Annotated in this window: 6 protein-coding genes and 2 pseudogenes; 4 read left to right on the forward strand and 4 right to left on the reverse strand. The window is 72.7% G+C overall.

Annotated elements, in window-relative coordinates; all coding sequences use genetic code 11:
* Nucleotides 1–32: 32 nt before the first annotated feature.
* Nucleotides 33–999: pseudogene (locus ACF1BE_RS11430) on the reverse strand (MFS transporter).
* A gap of 150 nt (nt 1,000–1,149) precedes the next feature.
* Between ACF1BE_RS11430 and ACF1BE_RS11435 the strand changes: the two are divergent.
* From ACF1BE_RS11435 to ACF1BE_RS11445, 3 genes are all read left to right on the forward strand, one after another.
* The gene (locus ACF1BE_RS11435) at nt 1,150–1,791 is read left to right on the forward strand and encodes a DUF6758 family protein (protein ID WP_392198767.1); all 642 of its coding nucleotides are present in this window, start codon (nt 1,150–1,152) and stop codon (nt 1,789–1,791) included.
* A 250-nt stretch (nt 1,792–2,041) separates the two neighbouring features.
* Nucleotides 2,042–2,899, forward strand: coding sequence for a PHP domain-containing protein (locus tag ACF1BE_RS11440; RefSeq protein WP_392198768.1), 858 nt, complete (start codon nt 2,042–2,044; stop codon nt 2,897–2,899).
* Nucleotides 2,900–2,968: 69 nt separating this feature from the next.
* On the forward strand, nt 2,969–3,574 hold the full coding sequence (locus tag ACF1BE_RS11445) for a MarC family protein (protein WP_353602047.1): 606 nt from the start codon (nt 2,969–2,971) through the stop codon (nt 3,572–3,574).
* Between the two features lie 76 nt (nt 3,575–3,650).
* Here ACF1BE_RS11445 and ACF1BE_RS11450 read toward each other — a convergent pair whose 3' ends face one another.
* On the reverse strand, nt 3,651–3,803 hold the full coding sequence (locus ACF1BE_RS11450; RefSeq protein WP_392198769.1) for a hypothetical protein: 153 nt from the start codon (nt 3,801–3,803) through the stop codon (nt 3,651–3,653).
* 218 nt (nt 3,804–4,021) lie between these two features.
* On the opposite strand from ACF1BE_RS11450, the gene ACF1BE_RS11455 reads away from it, so the two are divergent.
* A complete protein-coding gene (locus ACF1BE_RS11455; protein ID WP_392198770.1) occupies nt 4,022–4,918 on the forward strand; it encodes an NYN domain-containing protein in 897 nt (298 codons plus the stop codon).
* A 37-nt stretch (nt 4,919–4,955) separates the two neighbouring features.
* Here ACF1BE_RS11455 and ACF1BE_RS11460 read toward each other — a convergent pair whose 3' ends face one another.
* Together ACF1BE_RS11460 and ACF1BE_RS11465 are read right to left on the reverse strand one after the other, a co-directional pair.
* Nucleotides 4,956–5,846 carry an alpha/beta fold hydrolase gene (locus ACF1BE_RS11460; RefSeq protein WP_392198771.1) on the reverse strand — a complete coding sequence of 297 codons (891 nt, stop codon included), beginning with the start codon at nt 5,844–5,846 and terminating at the stop codon, nt 4,956–4,958.
* Between the two features lie 241 nt (nt 5,847–6,087).
* A pseudogene (locus tag ACF1BE_RS11465) lies at nt 6,088–6,574 on the reverse strand (ATP-dependent helicase); the annotation flags it as partial.

The following is a 6,574-nucleotide window of genomic DNA, read 5'->3' on the forward strand; positions in this document are numbered from 1 at the left end:
CGCCGGTCCCGCCGGCACAAGGGCGGATCCGGTCAGTCGGCGAAAACGGTGACGTCGTCCTCGGCGGCGTGCTCCGGCGCCAGTTCCTCGGCCTCGTGGCGGAGGGCCCGGCGCCGTACGACGAGCACGAGCGCGGCCAGCACCGCGGTGGCCGCCGCGACGGCGAACGGCATGTGGACGTCGCTCCACTCCTCGGTCTTCGGCGCGAAGCAGGGCGCCCCGGCGGCGGCGAACCAGCGCACGAAGTTGTGTCCCGCGCTCGCCACCGGGCGTGGCGCGTCCGACACCCCGAGGGCCGGCTCGGTGTAGACGGTGTTGTTCACGCCGATGAAGGCGCCGGACAGGATGGTGCAGGCGACCGCCGCGGAGTGGTAGGAACGCCGAGACCGCCGCCGAGGCGAGGCCGCCGTGGCCGAGCGCCCTGAGCGGGTCCAGGACCGAGGTCTTCCGGGCCGGCCGGGGCTGCTCCGCCAGGAACGTGCTGATGCACAGGAAGCCGACCGCCGTCAGCGTGGCCGTGCCGAGGGGTAGCGCCGGCTGAGGTTGCCGAGGACCGCGCCGAGCAGGGGTCCGCAGGCCATGCCGAGGCCGAGGGCGGACTCGTGCAGCAGGATCGCCGCCGCGCTGCCGCCGGCCGCCGCGCCGACGATGACCGCGAGGGCGGTGGAGACGAAGAGCGCGTTGCCGAGGCCCCGGCCGGCCCGGTACCCGACGAGCCGGCCGACGGTGTCCGAGGTGCCGGCGAGCCCCGCGAAGACGACCACGAAGGCCAGGCCGAGCAGCAGGGTCTTCCGGCCGCCGATGCGGCTGGAGACGAAGCCGGTCAGCAGCATCGCCGCGGCGGTGATCAGGAAGTACGAGGTGAAGTGCAGGGACACCTGGCGGCGGTGGCATGCAGGCCCCGCGCGATGGAGGGCGGGACGGGTCGACGAGGCCGATGCCCATGAAGGCGACGACCGAGGCGCCGGCCGTGGCCCAGACCGCCTTGGGCTGCCGCAGGAGGCCGCCGGTGCCCGCGTCGAAAGCAAGTTAGATCAGCTAATTAATGCAGCTACATCAGCGGGTTGCGCCCCGCCCGTGGCCGACTCTTCCGTCCGGACGGGTGATCGTCCTTGACGCGGGCGGACAGGGGTAGGACCGTGGAGCCCTATGAGGGGCGAACCCAGTTGCCCGAGGTGTGGTGGCCGGGTCAGGGCGCCCGGCCTCTTCGCCGATTCGTGGCAGTGCGACGTGCACGGCACGGTCCATCCGCTACAGCCCGTGATCCCGCCCAGCGTCGAGGCGCTCAACGTCGTGGTGCACCGCACGCAGGTGCCGGTCTGGATGCCGTGGCCGCTGCCGGTCGGATGGCTGTTCACCGGCGTCACGTACGCCGGGGACGACCGCAGCGGCGGCCGTGCGACCGCCGTGGCCTGTTCGGGTCCCGGCCCGCTCGGCGGCCCGGGCGAGATGATCCTGATCGCCGAGGAGCTCGGCGTCGGCCTCGGCGCGCGCTACGCCGGCATCGACGGCCCGGACCCGGGGTCGTACATGAACGTGGAGAAGCCACCCCAGGCCAAAGTCCTGGCGGCGGGCCGCCCGACCCCCCTCTGGCATGTCTTCCGCACCCCGGACGACCGCGCCGTCTTCGCCGGCGAGGCGCTCGGGATGTGGCTGTGGGCGGTGATGTGGCCGGAGCAGTCGGGCCTGCTCATGTACGACGAACTGGTGCTGACCGATCTGCGGGACGCGGGCGCGGAGATCGACCTGGTGCCGTGCGGGGCGTTGTCGCCGCGCCTGCTCCGGCCCTAGGCCCTCTCGTTCGGATCATGCCGGGCTCGCGGGTCCTGATCCGGCCTGATCCGAACGAAAGACCCTAGCGTGCGCCGGGACGGGTTACTGTCCGCGGGCGGCTGCGGGCCCCGGTGGGCCGGCCGCACGGTTCCCCGCGCCGAGGGGAGCGCCGTAGGGGGCGCTCGGGGCTTGCGGGTGTGACAGGCGGGCTCGGAAACCCCGCTATCCTTAGGCGTCCCGTCCCTTTCGTCACCAGCCTGGAGTCGTCGTGCGCATCGATCTGCACTGTCACTCCACGGCCTCCGACGGTACGGACACCCCGGCCGAGCTGGTGCGGGGCGCCGCCGCGGCCGGTCTCGACGTCGTCGCGCTGACCGATCACGACACCACCCGTGGGTACGGCGAGGCGATCGCCGCGCTGCCCGAGGGGCTCACCCTGGTCACCGGGGCCGAGCTGTCCTGCCGGGTCGACGGCGTCTCGATGCACCTGCTGGCCTACCTCTTCGACCCCGAGGAGCCCGCCCTGCTCGCCGAGCGCGAACTGGTCCGGGACGACCGGGTGCCGCGGGCCCGGGGCATGGTCGCCAAACTGAACGCACTGGGCGTGCCGGTCACCTGGGAACAGGTCGAGCGGATCGCCGCCGGCGGCTCGGTGGGCCGTCCGCACGTGGCGTCCGCGCTGGTCGAGCTGGGAGTCGTACCGACGGTGAGCGACGCGTTCACCGAGGAGTGGCTGGCCGACGGCGGGCGGGCGTTCGTGGAGAAGCACGAGACCGACCCGTTCGAGGCGATCCGGCTGGTCAAGGCCGCGGGCGGGGTCTGTGTGTTCGCGCACCCGGCCGCCGCCAAGCGCGGCCGTACCGTGCCGGAGGCCCGCATCGCGGACATGGCCGCGGCCGGTCTCGACGGCCTCGAGGTGGACCACATGGACCACGACCCGGACGCCCGGGCCCGGCTGCGGGGCCTCGCCGAGGATCTCGGCCTGCTGGTCACGGGCTCCTCGGACTACCACGGCAGCCGCAAGACCGTGGCGCTCGGCGCGTACACGACCGACCCCGAGGTGTACGGGGAGATCACCCGGCGGGCGACGGGCGCCTTCCCGGTGCCGGGCGCCGGCGGAGCCTGACGGCCCCGCAGGGCCCCCCGAACCACCTCACGCCCGTACTTCCTCTTCCCGCAAGGCCTGTACCTCCCCATGTTCGACATCGCCGTCTTCGGCTCCCTGTTCCTGACCCTTTTTGTCATCATGGATCCCCCCGGGATCACCCCGATCTTCCTCGCCCTGACAGCCGGCCGGCCGGCCAAGGTGCAGAAGCGGATGGCCTTCCAGGCCGTCTGCGTGGCGGGCGGGGTCATCGCCGTCTTCGGCGTCCTCGGCCATCAGATCCTGGACTACCTGCACGTCTCCGTCCCGGCACTCATGATCGCGGGCGGGCTGCTGCTCCTGCTGATCGCGCTGGACCTGCTCACCGGCAAGACCGACGAGCCGCAGCAGACCAAGGACGTGAACGTCGCGCTCGTGCCGCTGGGCATGCCGCTGCTGGCGGGGCCCGGTGCGATCGTGTCCGTGATCCTGGCCGTGCAGAAGGCCGGCAGTGTGGCCACGCAGGTCTCGGTGTGGTCCGCGATCCTCGCGATCCACGTCGTGCTGTGGCTGGTGATGCGCTACTCGCTGCTGATCATCCGGGTCATCAAGGACGGCGGCGTCGTCCTCGTGACGCGGCTCGCGGGCATGATGCTGTCCGCGATCGCCGTGCAGCAGATCATCAACGGGGTCACTCAGGTGATCCGGGGGAGCTGAGCCGTCGTCGGCCCGGCTCCCCCGGAAAGCTCGAGTGGCGAACGCCCGCGATGCCTGGCGAACGCCGGCGCGCGGGCTACGAGGCCTGGATCTCGGCCGGGCGGATCCACAGGCGCTGTCCGATAGCGGCGGCCTGCTGCACGATCCGGTTGACGGAGGCGGCATCCACGACGGTGCTGTCCACGGTGGTGCCGTCGACCTCGTCTAGACGCCTGATTTCGAAGCGCATGGGCTTCTCCCTTCGTCTGGTCATCCTCCTGCGGAGAACTACTTGTGAGGCTCCGGACGTGTATCCGGTCTCGTTCGGAGTCAACGTGCTGCGTGTGACAAACATTCCCTACGCTAAAGAAATTCTTCGAACAACTAATTACTGACCGGTAAGCGGCTTTCATGGGACCGACCGGGACCGGTTGTGTTCGCAGCGTGACCACCGGGACAATGGGGGCGATGAACGACGACCTGGCGGCCCTCGGCGCCCGCATCAACCGCACGAACGAGCTGCTGGAACGCATGCTCGCCGAGGTGGCGAAGACGCCCTCCACCCACGCGATCTTCGTGGACGCGGGCTATCTGTACGCTGCCGCCGGCCGGCTGGTCGCCGGGACCGAGGACCGCCGGGCCTTCGACGTGGACGCGGAGGGCCTGATCGACGCGCTGATCGACAAGGCCCGCACGATCTTCGCGGACAGCCGGCTGCTGCGCGTGTACTGGTACGACGGCGCCCGCCGCCGCATCCACACCGCCGAGCAGCAGACCATCGCCGAGCTGCCCGACGTCAAGGTCCGGCTCGGCAACCTCAACGCCAACAACCAGCAGAAGGGCGTCGACTCCCTGATCCGCACGGACCTGGAGTCACTGGCGCGGCACCGCGCGATCAGCGACGCGGCCCTCCTCGGCGGCGACGAGGACCTGGTCTCGGCGGTCGAGGCGGCCCAGGGCTACGGCGCCCGCGTGCACCTGTGGGGCATCGAGGCCCCCGAGGGACGCAACCAGGCCGAGCCGCTGCTCTGGGAGGTCGACAGCCAGCGCACCTTCGACCTGGAGTTCTTCAAGCCGTACGTCTCCCGGCGCACGGCCGCCGCCTACGACGCCACCGCCGGCACCCGCCCCACCCGCGAGGACGTCCGCTTCGTCGGCGCCCAGATCGCGGCGAAGTGGCTCGTCTCCCGGGGCCGCGAAACACTGGTCGAACTGTTCCCCGGCCATCCCTACCTGCCGGGCTCCGTCGACCAGGACCTGCTGGTCGAGGCCGAGGCACTGCTCCAGTACTCCCTGCGCGGCCAGGCCGACCTCCGCCGCGCCCTGCGGGACGGGTTCTGGGACCACCTCCAGGGACAGTACTGACCCCGCGCGGCCGTACCGCCGCCGGTGCGTGCGGGGCCTACCGCTGCCGGCGCGCGCCGGCGCTGACGTCCCAGAAACCGGCGATCGCGCGGGCCGTCTCCAGCGGACGGTCGGTGTTGGGGGAGTGCTCGGCGCCCTCGACGACCGTGCGCCGGGCACCCAGCCGCACCGCCATGTCATCGAGGAGCGGCAGCGGCCAGGTGTCGTCCCGGGAACCCGACAGGACGTGGAACGGCAGCCCGACGGACGCGAGTTCGGCGACCCGGTCCGGTTCCGTGCACAACTGGCGGCCGGTGGCGAGCAACTGGGCCGGCTTGGTGCCCAGCCAGCGGCGCCGCAGGTCGTCCCGGTCGTCCAGCCCGCCGTCGAGCGTGGGCGTCCCGGTCTCCTCCGGCGGTTCCATCCCCTGGATCGCCTGCCACACCTCCGGCATGCCCAGCACGGCCAGCGCGTCCCGCAGCAGCTTCACGCGCTCCTGCTGGGCCGTCGAGATCTGCGCCGGGCCGGAGGCCATCAGGGTGAGCGACACGAAGGGCGTGTGGTCGAGCAGAACGGCCGCGCGCGCGATCTGGCCGCCGAGGGAGTGCCCCAGCAGATGCACCCGGCCGCCGATCGCCTCCGCCTGCGCGAGCACGTCCCGCGCCAACTCCTCCTGCGCGTAGGCGGACTCGTCCGTCTCGGGGCCGTCCGACTCGAACTGGCCCCGCCCGTCCACGGCGACGGTCCGGTACCCACGCTCGGCGAGCGGCACGTGCAGCGGATTGAAGTCCTCCTTGCTGCCGGTGAACCCCGGCAGCAGCAGCGCCACCCCCCTGGGCTCGACCCCACCGGCCACGGGAGCGTCCACCACGGCGAAGTCACCACGAGCCGTACGAAGCGAGTACGCGCGTGCTCCGGGAGGCGGAACGAAGGAGGGAGGCCTGCTCATGGGGAGAGGTTATCGGGCGGGCGGACGGGGCGAGGGGGCGGCGACCGGGGGAAGGGCGGGGTCCCGTGACGCCCGGCCAGGGGTGGGCTGATCCGGGGGTGGGCGGAACGGGACCCCTTGGAACGGCGGCGGGGTGCTGCGTGTTGATCCCGGGTGCGGCGGGAATGCCGATGGCCGGGTCCACCTCGGTGAACCCGGCCATCGGACCGGCTGGCGCTGCCGCTGGGCACGCAGGCCCGGATCAGGCCTCAGGGGCCTCCACGGACGCCGTGGCCTTGCGGGCCCGGCGCGGCTTGGGCGTCGTCCCGGCGCTCGCACCGGCCGCCTCGGCGGCGGACGCCGCGCTCTTGCGGGTGCGGCGGGCCGGCTTGGCCTCCGGCTCCACGGTGGCCTGCGCCGGAATCTCCGGAGCGGCCGCCTCGGCAACGGCCTTGCGGGTGCGGCGGGCCTTGGGGGCGGTGGCTTCGGCCGTGTCGGTCGCGTCGACGGCGGTGGCCGCCGTCTTGCGGGTGCGGCGCGGCTTGGGCTCGGCCTCGGTTTCGGCCTGCGGTGCTTCCGGTGCGGCCGCGGCGGTCTTGCGGGTCCGGCGCGGCTTGGCCTCGGTGGCTTCGGCGGTGCTCTCGGCGGCAGCCGCGGCCTTGCGGGTGCGGCGGGCCTTGGGGGCGGTGGCTTCGGCCGTGTCGGTCGCGTCGACGGCGGTGGCCGCCGTCTTGCGGGTGCGGCGCGGC

Source organism: Streptomyces sp. NPDC014991, from assembly GCF_043080665.1.
Lineage (GTDB): Bacteria > Actinomycetota > Actinomycetes > Streptomycetales > Streptomycetaceae > Streptomyces.